Source organism: Streptomyces sp. NPDC093149, assembly GCF_044754145.1.
Lineage (GTDB): Bacteria > Actinomycetota > Actinomycetes > Streptomycetales > Streptomycetaceae > Streptomyces.
Window position 1 is genome coordinate 76368 of record NZ_JBIVON010000003.1, and the last position, 17280, is coordinate 93647.

A 17280-nucleotide genomic window follows, 5' to 3' on the forward strand; every position below is an offset into this window, starting at 1 on the left:
CCCAGCTGTTTTTGGCGTACTGAGCCCAGGCCATCCGTCTGGGACCTCGGGGGCAGGATCGCCAGCGCGGGCGCGGCCTTGACCCACGCCTTGACAACCGCGGCCTCCTCTGGCGCCTGTCGGACGCCTACGTTGTGGGTCGCTGCCCCGATCTTGTGGCCGTCGGAGGCGTAGAACGCGTGTTGCGGGCGCTGACGCCCGGCAGGCCGTGCAGCTTCATGTAGTGGTTGACGGTCTGAGGGCTGCGGGGGGTGGCCCTATGTGTTTGGTCAAGGTCCAAGGCCAGTAGGTTCGTGCGGTCGAGGGCGGGCTGAGTTGTAGGGGTGTGCATGAGTGATAGCCAGGTCACGATCAAGCTCACGAGTGACGAGGCACTGGTGCTGTCGCACTGATACCCGTCGTCCCGCCGACCGATGCTCAAGGCATGGAGAACACGTCGACGCGACGCGCCGGTCAAGTGCTGTTGGTGTGGGGGCTGCTGGTGGTGGCCGCCAACCTTCGGGCGAGTCTGACCGGTGTCGGGCCACTCTTGAACCGCGTGCAGTCCGACCTGGGCCTGGCTCCGGCCGCCGCAGGCATGCTGAACACGCTGCCGCTGCTGGCGTTCGCGGCTCTGTCGCCGCTGGTGCCAAAGCTGGCCGCGCGGTGGGGGGAGGAACGGCTCCTCGGCGGCCCGCTGGTGGTGCTGACAATCGGCATCGCGGTCCGCTGGATCCCCACGGCGGCAGGCCTGCTCATCGGCACCGTGCTGATCGGCGCGGGCATCGCGGTGGGCAGCGTACTGCTGCCGGGCCTCATCAAGCGCGACTTCCCGACCAAGGTCCGCCTGCTGACCAGCGCCTACGCCATGGTGATGGGAGGAGTGGCAGCTCTGGCCTCCGGAGTGGCGGTGCCGATCGCCGAGGCTGCTCCCGGTGGCTGGCACACCGCGCTGGGCTTGTGGGTGGTCTTCGCCCTGGTGTCGGTGCTGGTGTGGCTGCCGCAGATGCGGACTTCCGGGCCGGCCGGGCCGGCGCGGAGCGGGCAGCAGTTGCCCTGGAGCTCCGGACTGGCCTGGGCGGTCACTGCCTTCATGGGACTGCAGTCACTGGGCTTCTATGTCGTCGTGACCTGGCTGCCGCAGGTTCTCCAGGACAACGGGGTCAGCCCGGCGACGGCCGGCTGACTGCTCTTCTGGTTCCAGGTCGTCGCCGTGCTTACCAGCCTGGCGGTGCCCCGGGCGATGCGCTGGGCGCGGGACCAGCGGGGGTTGGCGACGGCCTGTTCCGTGGTCCTGCTGGTCGGCTATGCCGGCCTCTTCGCGGAGCCTCGGTGGGTACTGCTGTGGACTGTGGTCCTCGGCCTCGGCGGCGGCGCCTGCCTGGTGCTCGCCCTGGCGTTCATCAGCCTGCGGGCCCAGGACGCGGCCTCGGTCGGCGGGCTGTCCGCGATGGCGCAGTCCGTCGGCTATCTGCTGGCGGCCGTCGGGCCGGTGGTCTTCGGCCTCCTCCACTCGCTGAGCTCCGGTAGGGCCCCGCTTCTGCTGATGGTCGTCGTCGCGGCCACCCAGACGGTAGCGGCCCTGGTGGCCGGGCGCGGCATGGTGGCCCCGGCATGGAGGCCAGGGCCCGAACTCGCCGCTCCAGCGGCGGAACACAGCGCGCCAACCGGACGTTGATCGCCGCGCGGGGTGCGGGGCCGACGCGCACGCCGAGGACGCGGGGGTGTGTCAACTCGGCGCCGAGAGTCACCGGGTGTGGCACCGGGCGGGACAATCGGTCGAGGCGAGTCACCCTCAGGGTGTCGCCCTCACGCGGCAACTGCAATGACGGGGTCGAGCCCCGGCCGGGACGTCTTCGCGTCAGCGGCGATGTCGACATACATGGCTGTTGCCGCGTTCCACTCCGTTGCGGCCGGTTCACGGCGGGATCACCGCCGACCCGGCCGCGGAACTGGACCGACTGATGCGCCGCTACGTGCGCTGACCTCGGGATTCGTTCCGCCGGTCGTCCTCGGGCTGCCGCCGCCTCCCTTGGGCGCCGGCGGCAGCCCGTCGTCGTGCGGAAAACCATTTTAGATACAGACCTGTATTTGGATACAGTCTCGTATCCGACGACGCATCAGGAGGCGATCGCGATCACCAGGCGACTCAACCGGCAGCAGAGCCGGGAACTCACCCGCGAGCGGCTGCTGCAGGCCGCAGCCGAACTTTTCGCCGAGCACGGCGTCAACGGCACCTCGGTCGAGCAGATCGTCGAGCGCGCCGGCTACACCCGCGGCGCGTTCTACGGCAACTTCGATGGCAAGCACGAGCTCGTCCTGGCCCTGTTGGAGCAGCGCACCCAGCACGAGCTGGAAGAGATGCAGGAGATCGACCGCGACGCCGGGTCGTTCGACAGCCTGATGGAGCACCTGAGGTCCTGGTACCGCCAGCGCGACGAGACCCTCGGCAGCTGGCTCGCCCTGCGCACCGAGCTCTGGCTCTACGGCCTGCGCGACCCGGAGCTGCTGCCGGTTCTCGCGGACCGCGAGCGGCGTTCGCGCGCCGCGCTCGCCCAGGCGCTGGAGCAGGGCTTTGCCGCCCGCTCGGTGGCTCCCCCGGCCCCCGTCGAGTTCCTGGCTCTTGTTCTCCACTCGCTGGGCGACGGCCTGTCCATCCAGCGCGTGCTCTCCCCCGAGGACAGCGACATCGACACCGTCGCGAACGCCATCGAGCTGCTGATGCGCTCGTGGAGCGCGCTCTCCCGGAACCCCGCGCCCGCCGAGGAAGCCTCCCGCCCGTCCCCCGGGCGTCCGACCACCAAGGGGCGGACGCCATCGATCGAGAAGCCGGAGAAGAACCCATGAGCAGCAAGACAGGGCGGGCGAAGCAGCCGACCGCCGGACCGCCTGTCGCCTCCGACGCCCCCGCGCCGGACCCGAAGCGGTGGCTCGCGCTGGCCGTTCTGCTGGTCGCCACCTTCATGGACCTGCTGGACGTCAACATCGTGACCGTGGCGATCCCGGCCATCCAGGGCGACCTCGGTGCGTCGGCCGTCGTCATCCAGGCGGTGACGGCCGGCTACACACTCTCCTTCGCGGCCATCCTGATCACCGGTGGCAGGCTCGGCGACATCTTCGGCCGCAAGCGGATGTTCATGACCGGTGTCGCCGGGTTCGTCGTGGCCTCCGCCCTGTGCGCGGCCGCGCAGAACTCCGAGATGCTGGTCGCCTCCCGCATCCTCCAGGGTGTGGCCGCCGCGATCATGGTCCCGCAGGTCCTGGCGATCATCCACGTCACGTTCGCCCCGCAGGAGATCGGCCGCGTCGTCAGTCTGTACGCGGGCATGATCGGCCTGGCCATCGTCGCCGCCCCCATCCTCGGCGGCGCCCTGGTCGACTGGAGCCCGCTCGACCTCGGCTGGCGGAGCATCTTCGTGGTCAACCTGCCGGTCGGCGCGGCCGCCCTGATCGGGGCCGCGAAGTGGATGAAGGAGTCGAAGTCCCCGCACGCGATGCGGCTGGACCTGATCGGCATGCTGCTCGCGATCGTCGGGCTGCTCCTGCTGATGCTGCCGCTCATGCTCGGCCGTGAACTCGACTGGCCCGCCTGGAGCATCACCTGCCTGTTCGGCGCCGCGCCCGTCATCGTGGGCTTCGTCTTCTACGAGCGGTACAAGGCCCGCAAGGACGGATCCCCGCTGGTGATCCTCTCCCTGTTCCAGGTTCGCGCGTTCGGCGCCGGCGTCGCGGCGCAGATGCTCTTCAGCGCCGTCCCGGCGGGCTTCTTCCTCAGCTGGACGCTCTACCTCCAGGGCGGCCTGGGCTGGTCGGCGCTGCACACCGGTCTGACCGCGATCCCGTTCTCGCTCGGGGTCCCGATCGTCGGCACAATCGCGGTGCGCACGCTCTTCCCCCGGTACGGGCGGTACACCCTGGTGGCGGGCGCCCTGATGATGATGCTCGGCATCGCCTCCTACGCCTGGGTCGCGAACCACGCCGGGAGCGACATAACCTCCTGGCACGCCGTCCCGTCCATGCTCCTGCTCGGCTCCGGCATGGGTCTGCTGATGGCCCCGCTGACCGGCCTGATCCTGCGCGAAGTCAAGCCGCAGGAGGCGGGCGCAGCGTCCGGCATCATCAACGCGACCGGTCAGCTCGGCGCGGCCCTCGGCGTGGCGATCATCGGCGGTGTCTTCTTCTCCGCCCTGGCGAGCAACGCGGGCCCGCAAGCCGACAAGGTCATCCCGACCGTCCAGGCGGTGGCACCTGCCCAGGCCGGGGCGATCCGCAGCTGCGCGACCGACTCGCTCGGCCAGGCCGACCCGACCAAGGTGCCGGAGAGCTGCACCACGCTGCTCCCGAGCGCCACGGGCACCAGTCAGGACTCCGGCGCCGACGTCAAGACGATCGACACCACCCTCGGCGAGATCCGCTCCAAGACCTTCATCGCCACCTACAGCGAGGCTCTGTACTGGGCGGCCGGCGGCCTGGTGCTCGTCACCGGCCTGCTGTTCTTCCTGCCGCACCGGACGCACCGGCCGGAGCAGAAGTGAGCCTCGGCGGTCGAAGGGGTGCTCGACCCCGGCCGCCGGGCTGACCTGCTGACCTGTCATCGACTGACGTGCGGTCACCTCCACCGCGCGCGCCTGCGGAACGCGGACCGATGAACGAATCCACAACTGGAGAACCACAGTTATGAGCGGTACAACCTACCAGGTCATCACGCACGGCAAGTTCGCCGAGCTCACCGATGAACAGCGTGCGTCCCTGACCGACCAGGCGGGCGAACACGACCTGTTCAAGGCGCGGTTCACCGAGGAGGGTACCGTCACCTACGAGCCGGCCCTGCTCACCTTCACCTTCCGCGTCCTCATCCCGGCGACCGAGGAGGACACCGAGGAACTTGTGCTGGGCCAGGCCGAGGAACTGGCCGCGGCCGCCATCCGCAAGCTCGGGGGCGAGTACCGCGACCTCCGATCGGTCTCCACCGACCTGTCCAAGATCAAGGTCAAGCGGAAGGGCCGCTGAGCCCCTGACGGAACCGGCCCCTGCCGGGCACACGGGCCGGGCAGGCTTCAGAAAGGATGCGTTCCCTCTCATGACACCCGAACAACTCGCCATCGAGCTGGCCGATCCGGTGCTGCGCCGGGTCTTCTCGGCGGCCGCCCTCGGCGCGTCGACCTCCGCGGAGATCCTCTCCGCCTCGGGGCTCGGCGCACCGCAGGCCGCCCCGGCCATCGGGCGGCTCGTCCGCAGCGGACTGCTCGTCCAGGGGCGCGGCTCGCTGGCCCTGGACGACGACGCCCTCGCCGCGGCCGCGGAGACCGCCTCCCGGCGTGTGGCGGAGGAGACGGCGGCCGACCAGCCCGACCCGCAACTGCGCGGCCACATCCGCGGCGGCATCCTGGTCAACGTGCCGGAGCAGGACGCCGACGCCCGTCGCGCGGTCCTCGGGCACGTCGCCGGGAGCACCTTCGCCGCCGGCGACGACTACGACGAGCGGACGGTGACCGACCGCCTGCAGCCGTGGTGCGAGGGCGGCGCACTGGACGCCGTCTCGCTGCGGCGCGCCCTCGTCGACGACGGACTCCTGGCCCGCGAGTCCGGACGCTACCGGCTCGCCGCCCTGGTGGGCTACGCCGGATGAAGACCGCGGAAGGCCCCGCACACTCGGTGGGTTCTAGGGGCAGTTGCAACACGTGGTCGGTTTGATCAGGCCGCGAAGAGTCTATGCAGGCACTCGGCTGGGGCTTCCCAGTCGAGCGCTTTGCGTGGGCGGCCAGAGCCGGAAGTACTCCTCCCGCTCACGGACCAGGATCCTTCGCCCCTGAGCCACCGTCCGGTTCTTCCGGATCTCAAACATCGCATCCCTTGAGCTGGGGTGTTACCTCGATCTCTAGGAGCTGTTCGAGGTTCGGATCATGTAGTTGGGGTCAGGTGTCCGGGTGAGGATGATCCTGTGGAGTGGACACCCTGACAATGGATCTTGACGGTCCAGAGAGGGATGTCCAGGTGGGACGCAAGCCTCCGTATCCGGAGGAGTTCAGGAAGGATGCCGACGTGCAGCGCGCTGCTGTAGAGATAGCCCATGTGCCGGTCGAGAACGGACCCGCCGTGGTGGGGCGGGGCGGCGACCGACACAGCACGCGTGTCGTAGTCGTTGTCGGGCCGGGGGACGAGACGAACGCGTACGGGTAGGAAGGAATCGCACTTCGCGTTGGGTGGTGCCGGCCTGACGTTTTCCTTCCGCAGCCAGCCCATGACGAACGTGCGCGGAGCGGGGACGGAGTCGTCGAAGACCGCGAAGCCCGGGCGAAGTCCTTCGCCGGATCGTCCGGGATCACGAGGAGACCCGTGTCGGGGGCGTACTGGATGCTTGCTACGGTGAGTGACCTTCTTCAGGGTCCGTGGCCGAGTTCCGAACCGGCTTGAGCGTACTTTTCTCGATCCCTCACCCAGCACGAGAATCTCCGGTGCTGGTTCGGTGCTGACTTCGGCGGGTCAGTGGCGGGAAAACAGCAGGTCGTAGCTCTGATCGGATGAGTTGTCGTACCACTCGATGGTGGTCCCGATGAGGCTCGCGGCGACGATGCGCTTGAGCGAGCGGGTGGTCGGTGGGGCGGATGCCGAGGCGGCCATGGGTACCACTTCCGGACGTTGGCGGGGACGGTTTCGTGTCGCCACACCGTAGGAATGGGCAAGTCAGAGGCACATGTGGCGGGACACCATAGTTCTTGGACCGGGTGTGCGCGGGGCCACCGTGACAGGCATGTCGAGACTGCTTGGAGGACCGTGGCGCAGACCGGCAGGCGCCTGTCCGAGTTGCGTCGTTCGGTATGGTTCGGAGTCCTGGTGGTGACTCCCGTGCTGGTTGGGCGCTGCGCTGAAACCGCATGTCAGCAGCCCTGATCACCTGTCCCGTGCTGAGTTGGTGCTGACTACGCCGCGTTGAACATCGGTATTCGGGGAGGATCGGGCGGGTAGTGTTTTCCTTTTCCGCGCGCCTGCGGTCAGGCCTGGCGGGTTTCTGCGGAGCCGGACATGGTTGGCGGCACGTGGTCCCGCACCGGCAGGCCCCCGCACCGTGAAACCCGTACATAGGCGGCCGGATGAACCGACGCGACCATACCCATGCCCCGCCAACCGCCGCTTCACCACCATCGACCCGGAACCCTCCACGGCCGGAACGCCCAACTCCTCGCCGTACGCCTATGTCAGCAACGCCCCCAACCAGTCCGCCCCCCTCCGGCCGTTGTCTCCTGTGCTTCTCCGCAGTAATCGGCGAACCGTCGCCACGCGGTGTGAGACCAACGTGGCTGGTTACCGGAGTCACCAAGCAGCCGGGCAGCGGCAGCGCATCGGACAGGCCATCGACTACGCCGACGTCCCCCGCGACGACATCGCCCCGTCCTCGCGGAACTCGTGCGCCGGCGCTGTCACGTTGGCTGGCTGAGTGGGCTGATCTTCGGGTTGATCAGGCTGGAGAGGGTTGTCCGTGGGGGACGTGTCGCCGTCGTACAAGGGCCATCGGTACCCGGTCGAGGTGATCTCGCACTGTGTGTGGCTGTACTTCCGGTTTCCGCTGTCCTTCCGTGAGGTGGAGGAGCTGATGCTCGAGCGCGGTGTCGTCGTCTCGCATGAGACGGTCCGCCGCTGGTGTGCCAAGTTCGGGCAGTGCTACGCCAGCGCGCTGCGCCGCCGGCAGCCCCGGCCCGGCGACAAGTTCTGGACGAGGTCTTCATCAAGGTCAACGGTGAGCGGAAGTACCTGTGGCGGGCCGTGGATCAGGATGGCAATGTCCTGGACATCCTCGTGCAGAACCGCCGGGACACTGCCGCGGCCCGGGCCAACCAGGCAGCGTGAACGGGCGATGAAGGGCTTCCGCTCCGTAGGTGGGGCCCGACGCTTCCTGTCCGCATTCAGCGGGATCTCGCCCCACTTCCGACCCCGCCGCCACCTGATGACCACACACGACCACCTGATGACCACACACGACCACCTGATGACCACACACGACCACCTGATGACCACACACGACTACCGAGCCGAAATCCGCCACCGCTTCGCCATCTGGGACGAGATCACCGGCGCTGTCGGCTGGCCCATCACGGCCTGAACACAGGCCCGGACCCGGGGGGCCCACCCTGCCCCGACGCCCCGTCAGGCACATACACACCCAACAACGTGACAGCGCCCCTGGTATGTATGCTGCGGCGTGTCCGCCATGACCTCGAAGACCTGCCGTACGAAGTCCAGCGGCACCCGGGCATGGAACAGATCCGACATGGAGTTCACGAACACCGTCCGCGGGTTCTTCTGCTCGGTCGTCCCGGGCATGTCCAGCCCGGAGAAGAAGCAGTACTTCGTGCCGGGTTCGTCGGGGTGCATGAATAAGCCGTCACGGATTCGTCGGCCTGGACCAACAGCGGTGCCTGATCTCCCTCCTAGGGTCGCACTGGAGGCCAGCAGGTGCTCCAGTGCGTCCTCGACGAGGAGACGAAAGCATGCAGACACTTTTGCGTGGCGGCCGTGTCATTGATCCGGGAACAGGGTTCGACGGCATCGCCGACGTCCTCGTGTCCGACGGCGTGGTCAGCGCCGTCGCCGCAGGGCTCGACGCGCCACCGGGATGCGCGGTCGTCGACGTCACGGGTTTGGTCGTCGGTCCGGGGTTCGTCGACCTGCACAGCCATGTGCACTCCATCGCGGGGCAGCGGCTGCAGGCCATGGACGGCGTGACAACGGCCCTCGACCTGGAAGCGGGCCTCATGCCCATCGGACGTGCGTACGCCGAGGCCGCAGCGGACGGACGCCCGCTGCACTACGGCTTCTCCGCCTCGTGGGGTGGTGCCCGGGCCCAGGTGCTCGCCGGCATCCAGCCCGACGCACAGATCGGGAGCGGTCTCGCGGTGCTGGGAAACCGCGCATGGCAGCGCTCCTCCACCGATCGTGAACTCGCTGAGTGGCTGGCCCTGATCGAGGGGGAGCTGAGCGCCGGAGCGCTCGGCATCGGAGTCCTCCTCGGGTACGCGCCCCACAGTGAGCCTGCCGAGTTCCTTGCTGTCGCCCGGCTTGCCGCGAAGGCCGGCGTGCCGACGTACACCCACGTCCGCGAGCTGGTCGAGGTGGATCCCGGAACTCCCGCAGACGGCTCCGAGGAGATCGTCATCGCCGCGGCCGAGACCGGAGCAGCGATGCACCATTGCCACGTCAACAGCACTTCGGGCCACCACATCGACCGGGTACTCGGTGCGTTGGACGGTTCACGGCGGTCGGGATCTCGGGTGACGGTCGAGGCCTACCCGTACGGGGCCGGCAGCACGGCAATCGGAGCGGCCTTCCTCGACGCCGAACGCCTGCGTATGAAGGGCCTGTCCCCGTCGAGTGTCGTGATGCTCGAATCGGGGGAGCGCATCGCCGACGAGGGGCGCCTGCGGCAGTTGCGGAACAGCGACCCCGGGGCGCCCTGCATTCTGGAGTTCCTCGACGAGGGCAACCCGCGCGAGCTCGCGATGCTGCACCAGGCGCTGGCCTTCCCGGACGCGATTGTCGCCAGTGACGCGATGCCCGTCTTCTGGCCCGACGGCAGCGACGACAGCACCGAGTGGCCACTGCCGCCCGGGGGAACGACGCACCCGCGCACCGCGGGAACGTTCACCAAGACGCTGCGCGTGATGGTGCGGGAGAGCGGTGCCTGGGACTGGCCGGAGGCGTTCCGGCGGTGTGCCCACCTGCCGGCGCGGGTCCTCGACGAGGTGGCGCCGGGCGCCCGGGCGAAGGGACACCTCGGGGTCGGCGCGGACGCCGACATCGTAGTAATCGACCCCGTAGCGATCACCGATTGCGCGACCTACTTCGCGCCCACGCGGCCGTCTGTGGGCGTGCGGCACTTGTTTGTCGGTGGTGTCCCAGTGGTCAGCGCGGGGGAGCTGCAGGTCGACGCGCTTCCCGGACAGCCGCTGCGAGGTGAGCCGCGATGACGGCGACGCGCGCGGAGGTGGTGGAGGTTCTCGTCGCGGACATCGAGACCCTGGTGCGGTGCGAGTCGCCGTCGTCCGATCACGAAGCCGTCGCCCGCAGCGCAGACGTCGTGGCGGCACTGGGGCGCAGGCTGCTGGGCACGGAACCGGATCGCGTGGTGATCGACGGGTGCACGCACCTGAGGTGGCGGTTCGGCGAGGCGCCGCGTGTGCTGCTGCTCGGACACCACGACACGGTGTGGCCCACCGGATCGCTGGAGACACACCCGTATTCCGTCCGGGACGGAGTGCTGCGCGGGCCGGGCTGCTTCGACATGAAGGCAGGTGTCGTGATGGCGCTGCACGCCGCTGCTGCCGCCGGGAACCGGTCGGGTCTTTCGATCCTGGTCACCGGTGACGAGGAGATCGGCTCGCCGTCGTCGCGGCGGCTGATCGAGGAAGAGGCTCGCGGCTGCGACGCGGTGTTCGTGTTGGAGGCGTCGGCAGGCGGCGGAGCGTTGAAGTGCCGCCGCAAAGGCGCCTCCCTGTACCGGATCGAAGTGGACGGCCGGGCCGCGCACGCCGGGCTCGAACCGGAGAAGGGGGTGAACGCCGGGGTGGAGGCGGCGCACCAGATCCTCGCAGTCGCGGCACTGGCCGACGCCGAGCGGGGCACGACCGTCGTGCCAACGGCCCTCTCCGCCGGCACCACGACCAACACGGTTCCCGCAGGCGCCAGCGTGGCGGTCGACGTACGTGTGTGGGACGAGACCGAGCAGCGGCGGGTCGACCGGGCCGTGCGGGACCTCCGCCCCGTACTCGAGGGCTCGCGGATCCGCATCTCGGGTGGCATCAACCGCCCGCCGTTGCAGGCGGACGCGTCGTCGAGGCTGTTCGACCTCGCTGCAACGATCGCTGCCGAACTCGGCCTCGGAGCTCTTACCGCCGCCGCTGTCGGTGGCGCCTCGGACGGGAACTTCACCGCCGGCCTCGGGATCCCCACCCTCGACGGCCTCGGCGGCGTGGGCGGCGGTGCGCACGCTGACGACGAACACGTCGTCGTAGCCGAACTGCCACGGCGCACCGCCCTGCTCACCGCCCTGATCGACGCCGTGCTGGCGAATTGAACTCTGTGCGCTACGACGAACGCGGCGGACAACCCTGGTGCGGCACCACGGTGACCCGCCCGGTAAGCCCGGAAAGGAAAGTCCCGTGAGAGATCTTGCGACATATGAGTCAGGTCTGGTTTCCCCGGCCGTGAGCGCAGCCGCGCTGGCCGCCGCGACCGCTGCTGCCGCCGCCTCACGTGTGGAAATCCGGGACCTGACCGAGGTGTCCGACCTGACCGATGTCTGCCAGCTCTTCGCATCGATCTGGCAGCCGGGCACCAGTGCCCAACCGGTGACGACAGAGCTGTTGCGGGCGATGGCCGCGGCGGGGAACTATGTCGCGGGCGCGTACGAAGGGGAGGAACTGCTGGGAGCCTGCCTCGGCTTCTTCGGCAGCCCGGCCAAGGCGAGCCTGCACAGCCACATCGCCGGCGTGGCGCCGCAAGGGCTCGGGAGGGGGATCGGATTCGCCCTCAAACTGCACCAGCGCGCCTGGGTGTTGCGCCAGGACGTCTCGCTGGTCACCTGGACGTTCGATCCCCTGGTGCGGCGGAACGCGTATTTCAACCTGGCCAAACTCGGCGCCGGCCCGGCGCGCTACCTGCCCGACTTCTACGGGCCGATGCGCGACGGCATCAACGGCGCCGGAGACACCGACCGGCTGATGGTCCGTTGGGAGCTTTCCGCCCCGGCGGCGTCCACCGCTTCGCTCGGTGAGGCTGCCCGAGTCGAAGCAGCCGCGCTGCGAGAGCGCGGTGCGGCCCCTGCCCTGTCGGTCGCACCTGACGGGGGACCGCTGACCGCAGTGGCCGACGGGCCGGTCGTGCTGGTCGCCGTGCCGCCCGACATCGAGACACTCCGGCGCACGGACCCGGATCAGGGCCAAGCGTGGCGCGTCGCGCTGCGGGAGGTGTTGGGAGGCCTGATGGCGGAGGAAGCCAGGGTCATCGGATTCGATCGTGCCGGCTGGTACGTGGTCTCAAGGGAGAAGTCGTCATGAAGCCCAATGGTGTGGAACTTCTGCGTGTCCAGATGCCTTTGGTGGCACCGTTCCGGACGTCGTTCGGTACGCAGAACGTACGGGAACTGCTGCTCATACGAGTCGTGACAACGAACGGCGAGGGTTGGGGCGAGTGCGTCACGATGGAAGAGCCGCTCTACTCCTCGGAGTACGTCGACGGGGCCGAGCACGTGCTGCGGAACTTTCTGGTCCCGGCCCTGATGGAGGGCGAGGTCACCGCGAGCCGAGTCGCGCCCCGCCTGGCCAGGTTCAAGGGTCACCGGATGGCGAAGGCCGCACTCGAAATGGCCGTGCTCGACGCTGAACTCCGATCACACGACCTGTCCTTCGCCACCGCGCTCGGGTCCACCCGGGACTCCGTGCCCTGCGGAGTCTCGGTCGGCATCATGGACTCCGTCCCACAGCTCCTGGACGCCGTAGGCGGCTATCTCGACGCCGGCTACGTGCGGATCAAGCTGAAGATCGAACCCGGTTGGGACGTCGAGCCGGTGCGAGCGGTGAGGGAGCGCTTCGGCGACGATGTGCTGCTGCAGGTCGACGCCAACACGGCGTACACGCTGTCCGACGTGTCCCAGCTCGCCCGACTGGATCCCTTCGAGCTCCTCCTCATCGAGCAGCCCCTGGACGAGGAGGACCTCCTGGGCCACGCCGAGCTGGCCCGTCGTATCCGCACGCCGATCTGCCTCGACGAGTCGATCGTGTCCGCCCGTTCCGCTGCCGACGCGATCACGCTGGGTGCCTGTCGCATCGTGAACATCAAGCCCGGCCGGGTCGGTGGATACCTTGAGGCACGGCGGGTGCACGACGTCTGCGCCGCCCACGGGATCCCCGTGTGGTGCGGTGGCATGATCGAGACCGGGCTCGGGCGGGCGGCCAACGTCGCGCTCGCCTCGTTGCCCGGGTTCACCCTGCCCGGCGACACCTCGGCGTCGGACCGGTTCTACCGGACCGACATCACGGAACCGTTCGTCCTGAAGGACGGACACCTGAGCGTGCCTCAGGGGCCGGGCCTCGGCGTCACCCCGATTCCCGACCTGCTGGCGGAGGTCACGACCTCGACGGTATGGCTCGGTTCGTAGCACGCGACGAACTCGCCGTGAAATCCCGTCGGATCGGACCAACAGGTTCCGGTGCGGCCGGGGTTACCTTTGGGCGGTGCTGACACCGACGTCTGGCAAGCCACACACAAGCCTGGCGCGCGTTCTCGAGGACCTGGGGGACGTGTTGCTGGAGTCGATAGCCGGCGGCGGGGGCAGGCGCCGGCAGTTGACCGGCGTAGTCATCCACGACCCGCTCGACGAGGCGCAGTTCCCCGCCCAGGCCGTCGTCCTGGGGGTGGGCTTCCACGAACCGGACGACGTGGTCCGTCTCCTGTACGAACTCGGCCGCAAGGGCGCTGCGGCGCTCGTCGTCCGGTCACCCTTCACCGCGACCGTGGAAATCCGGCGGGCCGCTGACGAGTCCGGCGTCGCACTGCTCGGACTCACCCGAGGCGCCTCGTGGGCGCAGGTCGCCGCCATGCTCCGCACCCTGCTCGTCGAGGGAGACATCGGCGACATCTCGCCGCAGACGCTGGGCGGCATGCCGTCGGGCGACCTGTTCGCGTTGGCCAACGCCGTGGCCGCGCTGTTGGACGCGCCGGTCACCATCGAGGACCGCAGCTCACGGGTGCTTGCCTTCTCCGGCCGCCAGGACGAGGCCGACCAGTCCCGAGTGGAGACGATCCTGGGCCGTCAGGTACCGGAACGGTTCACGCTTGGCCTGGCGCGCAACGGCGTCTTCGAGCGTCTCCATCGCGGCCATACACCTGTGTACGTCGATCCGCTCCACGACGAGACGATGACCGTTCCCCGGGTGGCGCTGGCGGTGCGGGCCGGCGACGAGATCCTCGGCTCGATCTGGGCGGCGGTGCCCGGGCCCTTGTCCGAAGAGCGGACGCAGGCGCTGATCGACGCCGGCAAGCTCGTCGCGCTCCACATGTTGCGTCTGCGTGCGGGCGCCGATGTCGAACGCCGCCTGCGCGCCGACCTGGTGAGCACCGCCCTCGAAGGCGGCGCGGGGGCACCGGAGGCGATTGCGCGGCTCGGGCTGGTGGGGCAGCCCGCGGTCGTGCTGGCACTGGGTCTGTTCGGTGGTGGGGACGCCGATCCGTCGACGGAGGACGGTCTGCGCCGGGTCGCGGATCGCCAGCGGGTCGCGGACGCGCTGGCCATGCACCTGAGTGCGGTCCAAGCGCGCTCGGCCGTGGCCCTGGTGGGCGACGTTGCCTACGGCATCGTGCCGATGCCGGGAGGCCGGGCGGACTGCCAGGAGCGGTCGATCCGCGTCGCGTCGACCTTCCTGGAGCGCACCGGGCAGCGCGTGGACGCGGCGATCGGCATCGGCCCGCCCGCACTCGACGGCTCCGGACTCAGCCGCTCGCGCGACGGCGCGGACCGGGCGCTGCGGGTACTGCTCGCCAACGAGGGCGCCCGGCGGGTGGCCACGGCGGAGGACGTCCACGTCGACGCGCTCATGCTGGACCTCGCCGATCTGGCCGCCGCGCGCGGGAACGTGGCGACCGGGCCCGTCGCCCGCCTGCTCGACTACGACGCCCGGCACCAGTCGCAACTCGTCCACACGCTGTCGTGCTGGCTGGACGCCTTCGGCGACGTGGCCGCCGCGTCCGCCGCGGCGTACGTGCACCCCAACACCTTCCGGTACCGACTGCGACGGGTCGCAGAGGTCGGTGAGATCAACCTCGACGACCCTGGCGAGCGGTTCGCGGCGATGCTGCAACTGCGGCTCCACAGGCCCGGCACCATGAGCAGAAGCCGGACGCCGCAACGAGTCAACATTCGTCCGCACCGCCCGAACATCACCTGAAGGTTTGTGGAACTCCACGAATCCGCTGCGTCACCTGATGTCCAGGATGGGCCATCACCCCCGACGCAGCGGTACGGAGGCAACCATGACCGCGGTGGTCACCGAGGACACCTGGACACCTGAGCGGGTCAACCGGACAGCAACGATCACGATGGTGGTCATGCTGTGCGCCTGGTCGATCGACTACATCGACCGGTTCTCCATCAGCATGGCTCTGCCGTCGATCGGAGAGGAGTTCCATCTCGGCAAGACCGCGCAGGGCTCGCTGGTCACCGTCTTCGCGCTGGTCTACATGATCTGCCAGATACCGGCTGGCTACCTGGCCGATCGGTATGGCTCCCGCAAACCAATGCTGATCACGCTCGTGCTGTGGTCGCTGTTCACCGCTTTGACCGGAATGGCCGGCACCTTCGGTCTTCTCCTACTGTTCCGTGGCCTGTTCGGTGCTTGTCAGGGCGCCTTCCCGGCGGCGTCGTTCAAAGCCATCGCGGAACGGACGACACCGCAGAGACGGGGAACCGCCACCAGCGTGATGTTGTCCGCCAGTGGGATCGCCGGCCTTGCACCCCTGCTCGTCGCCCCACTGCTGACAGCCATCGGCTGGAGGCACACCTTCCTCTGGATGGCGGGTTGTGGCGCGGCCATCGGCATCGGGCTGTGGGCGCTCCTGCCCAGGGCGTTGCCGGACCGGCTCAGCCGGCTCCCGCAAACGGCGGTGGCGACGCCCGAAGTCTCGCGTGCGCAAGTGCTGAAGTCCCCGGCCGTGTGGAAGTTCGCGGTGCTGTTCTGCGCGATGAACATGCTCAGCTACGGCCTGGTCACCTGGGTGCCCAGCTATCTGCTCGAGGCCAGACACCTGTCGCTGAACGCGACCGGCGTGCTGTCGGCGATCCCGAGTCTGGTGGGCTTCGCGACGACCATCTTCGGCGGCTGGCTGTTCGACCGGTACTTCCATGACAAGGCCAGGTGGTACCTGGTGTCCATCGCGACGGTGACCTCGGTCCTGCTCGCCCTGATGGTGTCGGCGGGCAGCGCGGCGACATTCACGGTCTACGAGACATTGGCCGTCGGAGTGTTCGGGATGGCGACGATGTGCGTCTTCGGCCTTCCACTGCGGGTGCTTCCCACGGCGGTGGCCGGACTCGGTGCCGGGATGACGAACTTCGGCGGCCAGGTCGCCGGAGTCATCGCGCCGCTGGCGATGGGCTGGCTGGCGGACGCGTTCTCCTACACCGTGGCGTTCGGCTTCCTGATCGGCACCACGCTGCTCACCGCGTTGATCGCGTTCTGGGTCCCGCAGCGCGCCGAACAGTTCAACTTCCCGCCGACCGGCACCAAGTAGCCGGTCGCCGCACCAGCAAACAGATCCGGTCCGGACAGACAGTCCGCACCGGACAGACAGACAGAAGGGATCACCCCATGGTCACCGAATCGGAACTGGTCGCGACAATCACCGCCCGAGCGGCGGAAGTCGGCGTCCGCGTCTGGCTGCACGCGGCCGATCTGGACGGCCCGCGACAGATGGGCATCGACGCCGAGGAACCGGTGGTCACCGCGTCCGTGTTCAAGGTTCCCGTGGCAGTGGAACTTGCCCGGCAAGCGGCCGAAGGTGAATTCGACCTCGCCGAGCGGATCGCGGTGGCACCGGGACATCCGACCGCCAGCCCGTACGGCCTTGCGACGTTCCGCCACGACGTCACGATGTCCTGGTACGACCTGGCCGTCCTGATGATCGGCATCAGCGACAACGTCGCCACGGACCTGATCCTCGGGAAGGTGGGAAAGGCCGCGATCGCCAAGACGCTGCGGCGGCTCGACCTCCCGCACACGGCCGTCCCCCACGACTGCGGGGAGCTGTTGCGCACGATCGGCGAGGACCTCGGGATCGACTACCAGGACGACGAACGCATCCTGGCCGCGTTGCCGGCCGAACAACTCGCCAGGCTACGTGCGTTGACACCCGAAGAGACCTGCCGGACCACCGCCGCGGAAAGCACCCGGTTGCTGGGCCTGATCTGGCGAGACGAAGCAGCGCCCGCGGCGGCGTGCGCCGACGTCCGGCGCTGGCTGGAACTGCAGCTGTGGCCGCACCGGCTGCGCTCCGGCTTCGCGGACGACGACGTCAGGATCAGCGGCAAGACTGGAACGCTGCCCTCGCTGCGCAACGAGATCGGGGTGGTGGAGTACCCGGACGGCGGCCGGTACGCAGTCGGCGTCTTCACCAGGGCCGCCGACGCCCGATCGAGAGTTCCCGAGCGTGACGCCTTCATCGGGTTCGCCGCCGCCCGGGCGGTGGACTGGCTTCGGCGGTAACCCATACCGGCGGCCGGGTGTTTCGTCGGCCGCGATGAAGGAATCGCCAGTT

17 protein-coding genes and 1 pseudogene are annotated in these 17280 nt (G+C 69.0%); 16 read left to right on the top strand and 2 right to left on the bottom strand.

Going from position 1 to position 17280, the window contains the following annotated elements:
* Positions 1-424: 424 nt before the first annotated feature.
* The 7 genes from ACIQCZ_RS10825 to ACIQCZ_RS10855 all read left to right on the top strand — a co-directional run bounded on the left by ACIQCZ_RS10825 (position 425) and on the right by ACIQCZ_RS10855 (position 6159).
* Entirely contained in the window at positions 425-1165 is a 741-nt protein-coding gene (locus ACIQCZ_RS10825; RefSeq protein ID WP_402281376.1) for an MFS transporter, read from the top strand.
* 27 nt (positions 1166-1192) lie between these two features.
* The gene (locus tag ACIQCZ_RS10830) at positions 1193-1657 is read left to right on the top strand and encodes a hypothetical protein (protein ID WP_402281378.1); all 465 of its coding nucleotides are present in this window, start codon (positions 1193-1195) and stop codon (positions 1655-1657) included.
* Positions 1658-2070: 413 nt separating this feature from the next.
* Positions 2071-2826 (top strand): TetR/AcrR family transcriptional regulator, encoded by a 756-nt coding sequence (locus ACIQCZ_RS10835; protein WP_402281379.1) that lies wholly within the window; start codon positions 2071-2073, stop codon positions 2824-2826.
* Positions 2823-4514: an MFS transporter gene (locus ACIQCZ_RS10840; RefSeq protein ID WP_402281380.1), complete on the top strand. Its 1692-nt coding sequence runs from the start codon at positions 2823-2825 to the stop codon at positions 4512-4514. The genes ACIQCZ_RS10835 and ACIQCZ_RS10840 overlap by 4 nt, the downstream gene beginning before the upstream one ends.
* A gap of 142 nt (positions 4515-4656) precedes the next feature.
* A complete protein-coding gene (locus tag ACIQCZ_RS10845; protein WP_402281381.1) occupies positions 4657-4989 on the top strand; it encodes a DUF6204 family protein in 333 nt (110 codons plus the stop codon).
* A 70-nt stretch (positions 4990-5059) separates the two neighbouring features.
* The gene (locus ACIQCZ_RS10850) at positions 5060-5608 is read left to right on the top strand and encodes a DUF2087 domain-containing protein (RefSeq protein WP_402281383.1); all 549 of its coding nucleotides are present in this window, start codon (positions 5060-5062) and stop codon (positions 5606-5608) included.
* A 317-nt stretch (positions 5609-5925) separates the two neighbouring features.
* Entirely contained in the window at positions 5926-6159 is a 234-nt protein-coding gene (locus tag ACIQCZ_RS10855; protein ID WP_402281384.1) for a hypothetical protein, read from the top strand.
* Between the two features lie 303 nt (positions 6160-6462).
* Here the strand turns inward: ACIQCZ_RS10855 and ACIQCZ_RS10860 are convergent, their stop codons facing one another.
* On the bottom strand, positions 6463-6600 hold the full coding sequence (locus tag ACIQCZ_RS10860; RefSeq protein WP_157987036.1) for a hypothetical protein: 138 nt from the start codon (positions 6598-6600) through the stop codon (positions 6463-6465).
* An 856-nt stretch (positions 6601-7456) separates the two neighbouring features.
* Here ACIQCZ_RS10860 and ACIQCZ_RS10865 point away from each other — a divergent pair.
* Positions 7457-7909: pseudogene (locus tag ACIQCZ_RS10865) on the top strand (IS6 family transposase); the annotation flags it as partial.
* A 33-nt stretch (positions 7910-7942) separates the two neighbouring features.
* Complete coding sequence (locus tag ACIQCZ_RS10870; protein WP_402282182.1) at positions 7943-8077, top strand: hypothetical protein; 135 nt, start codon at positions 7943-7945, stop codon at positions 8075-8077.
* A 44-nt stretch (positions 8078-8121) separates the two neighbouring features.
* Here ACIQCZ_RS10870 and ACIQCZ_RS10875 read toward each other — a convergent pair whose 3' ends face one another.
* Positions 8122-8349 carry a DUF5131 family protein gene (locus ACIQCZ_RS10875; protein WP_402281386.1) on the bottom strand — a complete coding sequence of 76 codons (228 nt, stop codon included), beginning with the start codon at positions 8347-8349 and terminating at the stop codon, positions 8122-8124.
* A gap of 116 nt (positions 8350-8465) precedes the next feature.
* Here ACIQCZ_RS10875 and ACIQCZ_RS10880 point away from each other — a divergent pair, with 116 nt between their 5' ends.
* The 7 genes from ACIQCZ_RS10880 to ACIQCZ_RS10910 all read left to right on the top strand — a co-directional run bounded on the left by ACIQCZ_RS10880 (position 8466) and on the right by ACIQCZ_RS10910 (position 17228).
* Entirely contained in the window at positions 8466-9941 is a 1476-nt protein-coding gene (locus ACIQCZ_RS10880) for an amidohydrolase family protein (RefSeq protein ID WP_402281387.1), read from the top strand.
* The gene (locus ACIQCZ_RS10885) at positions 9938-11047 is read left to right on the top strand and encodes a M20 family metallopeptidase (RefSeq protein WP_402281388.1); all 1110 of its coding nucleotides are present in this window, start codon (positions 9938-9940) and stop codon (positions 11045-11047) included. The genes ACIQCZ_RS10880 and ACIQCZ_RS10885 overlap by 4 nt, the downstream gene beginning before the upstream one ends.
* Before the next feature lie 85 nt (positions 11048-11132).
* A complete protein-coding gene (locus tag ACIQCZ_RS10890; protein WP_402281389.1) occupies positions 11133-12029 on the top strand; it encodes a GNAT family N-acetyltransferase in 897 nt (298 codons plus the stop codon).
* Complete coding sequence (menC, locus tag ACIQCZ_RS10895) at positions 12026-13129, top strand: o-succinylbenzoate synthase (RefSeq protein ID WP_376294613.1); 1104 nt, start codon at positions 12026-12028, stop codon at positions 13127-13129. Before ACIQCZ_RS10890 ends, menC begins: the two co-directional genes overlap by 4 nt.
* A gap of 142 nt (positions 13130-13271) precedes the next feature.
* Complete coding sequence (locus ACIQCZ_RS10900; protein ID WP_402281391.1) at positions 13272-14915, top strand: PucR family transcriptional regulator; 1644 nt, start codon at positions 13272-13274, stop codon at positions 14913-14915.
* Positions 14916-15000: 85 nt separating this feature from the next.
* Complete coding sequence (locus ACIQCZ_RS10905) at positions 15001-16257, top strand: MFS transporter (RefSeq protein WP_402281393.1); 1257 nt, start codon at positions 15001-15003, stop codon at positions 16255-16257.
* A gap of 77 nt (positions 16258-16334) precedes the next feature.
* The gene (locus tag ACIQCZ_RS10910; RefSeq protein ID WP_402281395.1) at positions 16335-17228 is read left to right on the top strand and encodes a serine hydrolase; all 894 of its coding nucleotides are present in this window, start codon (positions 16335-16337) and stop codon (positions 17226-17228) included.
* Positions 17229-17280: the final 52 nt, after the last annotated feature.

Bases quoted from the DNA above. Each gene is read 5' to 3' on its own strand.
- ACIQCZ_RS10825 (WP_402281376.1), top strand. From the start codon at position 425: ATGGAGAACACGTCGACGCGACGCGCCGGTCAAGTGCTGTTGGTGTGG.
- ACIQCZ_RS10840 (WP_402281380.1), top strand. From the start codon at position 2,823: ATGAGCAGCAAGACAGGGCGGGCGAAGCAGCCGACCGCCGGACCGCCT.
- ACIQCZ_RS10845 (WP_402281381.1), top strand. From the start codon at position 4,657: ATGAGCGGTACAACCTACCAGGTCATCACGCACGGCAAGTTCGCCGAG.
- ACIQCZ_RS10850 (WP_402281383.1), top strand. From the start codon at position 5,060: ATGACACCCGAACAACTCGCCATCGAGCTGGCCGATCCGGTGCTGCGC.
- ACIQCZ_RS10860 (WP_157987036.1), bottom strand. From the start codon at position 6,600: ATGGCCGCCTCGGCATCCGCCCCACCGACCACCCGCTCGCTCAAGCGC.
- ACIQCZ_RS10870 (WP_402282182.1), top strand. From the start codon at position 7,943: ATGACCACACACGACCACCTGATGACCACACACGACCACCTGATGACC.
- ACIQCZ_RS10875 (WP_402281386.1), bottom strand. From the start codon at position 8,349: ATGCACCCCGACGAACCCGGCACGAAGTACTGCTTCTTCTCCGGGCTG.
- ACIQCZ_RS10880 (WP_402281387.1), top strand. From the start codon at position 8,466: ATGCAGACACTTTTGCGTGGCGGCCGTGTCATTGATCCGGGAACAGGG.
- ACIQCZ_RS10885 (WP_402281388.1), top strand. From the start codon at position 9,938: ATGACGGCGACGCGCGCGGAGGTGGTGGAGGTTCTCGTCGCGGACATC.
- menC (WP_376294613.1), top strand. From the start codon at position 12,026: ATGAAGCCCAATGGTGTGGAACTTCTGCGTGTCCAGATGCCTTTGGTG.
- ACIQCZ_RS10905 (WP_402281393.1), top strand. From the start codon at position 15,001: ATGACCGCGGTGGTCACCGAGGACACCTGGACACCTGAGCGGGTCAAC.
- ACIQCZ_RS10910 (WP_402281395.1), top strand. From the start codon at position 16,335: ATGGTCACCGAATCGGAACTGGTCGCGACAATCACCGCCCGAGCGGCG.